Origin of the sequence: Bacteroides ihuae (genome assembly GCF_900104585.1) — a bacterium.
GTDB classification, from domain to species: Bacteria; Bacteroidota; Bacteroidia; order Bacteroidales; family Bacteroidaceae; genus Bacteroides; species Bacteroides ihuae.
Genome location: NZ_FNVX01000001.1, coordinates 1 through 4,457 on the forward strand (window position 1 = coordinate 1; position 4,457 = coordinate 4,457).

Annotated in this window: 2 tRNA genes and 2 rRNA genes; all 4 read left to right on the forward strand. The window is 46.8% G+C overall.

Features of this window, described 5'->3' with window-relative positions:
* Positions 1-304 precede the first annotated feature (304 nt).
* Positions 305-1,823: ribosomal RNA gene (locus tag BQ5338_RS00005) — 16S ribosomal RNA — on the forward strand.
* A gap of 174 nt (positions 1,824-1,997) precedes the next feature.
* Positions 1,998-2,071: transfer RNA gene (locus tag BQ5338_RS00010), tRNA-Ile, on the forward strand.
* 15 nt (positions 2,072-2,086) lie between these two features.
* Positions 2,087-2,160, forward strand: a tRNA-Ala gene (locus tag BQ5338_RS00015).
* A gap of 146 nt (positions 2,161-2,306) precedes the next feature.
* Positions 2,307-4,457: ribosomal RNA gene (locus BQ5338_RS00020) — 23S ribosomal RNA — on the forward strand; the annotation flags it as partial.

The window sequence follows — 4,457 nt, forward strand, 5'->3', positions numbered from 1 at the left end:
CCAAAAAATAAAACTAAAAAAACTTCCAGAAACATTTGGTAGTTGGATTTAAAGCTCTTATCTTTGCACCCGCTTTTAAAACGAAGCAATTACAAAAGAAGCGTTCTTTGATAGATTTACATAAACAATACAAGTAGTACAAGAGCAAGACCAGCGATGGTCTTGGGTATAATTTAGAACCGTCAATGGTCTGTTGAACAGACCGTCTAAAGAATAAATTTACGAAATCCTGAACAGAGCTAAAACAGTATTGATTGAAATTAGATAGTAATATTTATTTCGATTAGTGCTACACAATACTTTTACAATGAAGAGTTTGATCCTGGCTCAGGATGAACGCTAGCTACAGGCTTAACACATGCAAGTCGAGGGGTAGCAGGGTAGCAATACCGCTGACGACCGGCGCACGGGTGAGTAACACGTATCCAACCTACCGTTTACTCGGGGATAGCCTTTCGAAAGAAAGATTAATACCCGATAGTATAAAGAGTTCGCATGTTCTCTTTATTAAAGGATTCCGGTAATCGATGGGGATGCGTTCCATTAGATAGTTGGTGAGGTAACGGCTCACCAAGTCTTCGATGGATAGGGGTTCTGAGAGGAAGGTCCCCCACATTGGAACTGAGACACGGTCCAAACTCCTACGGGAGGCAGCAGTGAGGAATATTGGTCAATGGGCGTTAGCCTGAACCAGCCAAGTAGCGTGAAGGATGACTGCCCTATGGGTTGTAAACTTCTTTTATAAGGGAATAAAATGGGGAACGTGTTCCCCTTTGCATGTACCTTACGAATAAGGATCGGCTAACTCCGTGCCAGCAGCCGCGGTAATACGGAGGATCCAAGCGTTATCCGGATTTATTGGGTTTAAAGGGTGCGTAGGCGGAATGATCAGTCAGTTGTGAAAGTTTAAGGCTCAACCTTAAAATTGCAGTTGATACTGTCATTCTTGAGTGTACAAGAGGTGGGCGGAATTCGTGGTGTAGCGGTGAAATGCTTAGATATCACGAAGAACTCCAATTGCGAAGGCAGCTCACTGGGGTACAACTGACGCTGAGGCACGAAAGTGTGGGTATCAAACAGGATTAGATACCCTGGTAGTCCACACAGTAAACGATGAATACTCGCTGTTTGCGATATACAGTAAGCGGCTAAGCGAAAGCGTTAAGTATTCCACCTGGGGAGTACGCCGGCAACGGTGAAACTCAAAGGAATTGACGGGGGCCCGCACAAGCGGAGGAACATGTGGTTTAATTCGATGATACGCGAGGAACCTTACCCGGGCTTGAATTGCAGTGGAATATATTAGAAATAGTATAGCCGTAAGGCCGCTGTGAAGGTGCTGCATGGTTGTCGTCAGCTCGTGCCGTGAGGTGTCGGCTTAAGTGCCATAACGAGCGCAACCCTTATCATTAGTTACTAACAGGTCATGCTGAGGACTCTAGTGAGACTGCCGTCGTAAGATGCGAGGAAGGTGGGGATGACGTCAAATCAGCACGGCCCTTACGTCCGGGGCTACACACGTGTTACAATGGGGGGTACAACAGGCAGCTACCGGGCGACCGGATGCTAATCCCAAAAACCTCTCTCAGTTCGGATCGAAGTCTGCAACCCGACTTCGTGAAGCTGGATTCGCTAGTAATCGCGCATCAGCCACGGCGCGGTGAATACGTTCCCGGGCCTTGTACACACCGCCCGTCAAGCCATGGGAGCCGGGGGCACCTGAAGTACGTAACCGCAAGGAGCGTCCTAGGGTGAAACTGGTGACTGGGGCTAAGTCGTAACAAGGTAGCCGTACCGGAAGGTGCGGCTGGAACACCTCCTTTCTGGAGTGATTTCGTAACTTTTTAGACAACGGTTTTAGACGACACTTGACTCAGTGATGAGTCCTCAATTTGTACTACTGGTACTTGTTTATTTAATATATAGATTAAATAAAGAGATAAACAAGAGAAACAAAAGAAGCCGAGCCGAAAGGTAAGGGTTTGAACACAGTCCACAGTCCTATAGCTCAGTTGGTTAGAGCGCTACACTGATAATGTAGAGGTCGGCAGTTCAACTCTGCCTGGGACTACGAATCTCTTGATTCGGGGGATTAGCTCAGCTGGCTAGAGCATCTGCCTTGCACGCAGAGGGTCAACGGTTCGAATCCGTTATTCTCCACTCTTAATCTGAATTAAACTTCAGATATACAACGATCTTTGACATGATGTACACAACAAAAAGTAATTTTTAGTAAGAGCTAAAAGTATATATCGAGCCATACGGTCATAAAACTCAGCGATGAGTTTTTGACATGTGTTTGATAAAAGAAAGTAAGTAAGGGCGCATGGCGGATGCCTTGGCTCTCGGAGGCGATGAAGGACGTGATAAGCTGCGATAAGCTTCGGGTAGGTGCAAATAACCTTTGATCCGAAGATTTCCGAATGGGACAACCCAACCGGTTGAAGATCGGTTATGCCATTATGTGGCAAGCTAACGCAGGGAACTGAAACATCTTAGTACCTGTAGGAAAAGAAAATAAATAATGATTCCGTAAGTAGTGGCGAGCGAACGCGGAATAGCCCAAACCATATATGTTACGGCATATATGGGGTTGTAGGACCACGTTGTGGGATGATATTAAACGAGAAGAACAATCTGGAAAGTTTGGTCATAGACGGTGATAACCCGGTATTCGAAGTTTAATTCACTCTAGTGGTATCCTGAGTAGCGCGGAGCACGAGAAATTCTGTGTGAATCTGCCGGGACCATCCGGTAAGGCTAAATACTCCCGAGAGACCGATAGTGAACCAGTACTGTGAAGGAAAGGTGAAAAGAACTTCGAATAGAAGAGTGAAATAGTTCCTGAAACCATGCGCCTACAAGCGGTCGGAGCAGCTATATGCTGTGACGGCGTGCCTTTTGCATAATGAACCTACGAGTTACTTTTTCCGGCAAGGTTAAGGATTTTGAAATCCGCAGCCGAAGCGAAAGCGAGTCTTAATAGGGCGATTTAGTCGGAAGGAGTAGACGCGAAACCAAGTGATCTACCCTTGGCCAGGTTGAAGGTTAGGTAACACTAACTGGAGGACCGAACCGATAAGCGTTGAAAAGCTTCCGGATGAGCTGAGGGTGGGGGTGAAAGGCTAATCAAACTTGGAGATAGCTCGTACTCCCCGAAATGCATTTAGGTGCAGCCTTGTTTATTACTAATGTGAGGTAGAGCGACTGATTAGATGCGAGGGCTTCACCGCCTATCAAGTCTTGATAAACTCCGAATGCGCATTAGTTTTAGAACAGGAGTGAGGGCGCGGGTGCTAAGGTCCGCGTCCGAGAGGAGAAGAATCCAGACCATCAGCTAAGGTCCCCAAATAACCGCTGAGTTGAACTAACGAAGTCAGATTGCTAAGACAGCTAGGATGTTGGCTTGGAAGCAGCCATTCATTTAAAGAGTGCGTAACAGCTCACTAGTCGAGGAGTTTGGCGTGGATAATAATCGGGCATAAGCGGTTTACCGAAGCTATGGAACCAGTAATGGTTGGTAGGGGAGCATTCCACTCTGCGTTGAAGGTGAAGCGTAAGCTTTGTTGGAGCGTGTGGAAAAGCAAATGTAGGTATAAGTAACGATAAAGGGGGTGAGAAACCCCCTCGCCGAAAGACTAAGGTTTCCTGATCAACGCTAATCGGATCAGGGTTAGTCGGGTCCTAAGACTCAGCCGAATGGTAATGTCGATGGCAGAAATGGTTAATATTCCATTACTACCTTAAGGAGTGACGTGGAGACGGAGTAGTGAAAGCGCCGCGGGCTGACGGAATAGCCCGTTAAAGAGTGTAGATGTTGATCATGGCAGGCAAATCCGCCGTGAGAGTCGAACTTGATAGTATGGAGCGTCCTTGTGACAATCCAATAGTGCGTGTAATCAGACTTCCAAGAAAATCCGCTAAACTTAATCCTTAAGGTACCCGTACCGTAAACGGACACACGTAGTCGGGTAGAATATACTAAGGCGCTTGAGTGAATCACGGTTAAGGAACTAGGCAAATTGACCCTGTAACTTCGGGAGAAAGGGTCCCTACCCAGTGATGGGAGGGCGCAGAGAATAGGTCCAGGCAACTGTTTAACAAAAACACAGGGCTGTGCAAAATCGAAAGATCATGTATACAGCCTGACACCTGCCCGGTGCTGGAAGGTTAAGAGGAGATGTCATCGCAAGAGAAGCATTGAATTGAAGCCCCAGTAAACGGCGGCCGTAACTATAACGGTCCTAAGGTAGCGAAATTCCTTGTCGGGTAAGTTCCGACCTGCACGAATGGTGTAATGATCTGGACACTGTCTCAACCGTGAGCTCAGTGAAATTGTAGTATCGGTGAAGATGCCGATTACCCGCGATGGGACGAAAAGACCCCGTGAACCTTTACTATAGCTTAACATTGAATTTGGGTACTTGATGTGTAGGATAGGCCGGAGACTTTGAAGC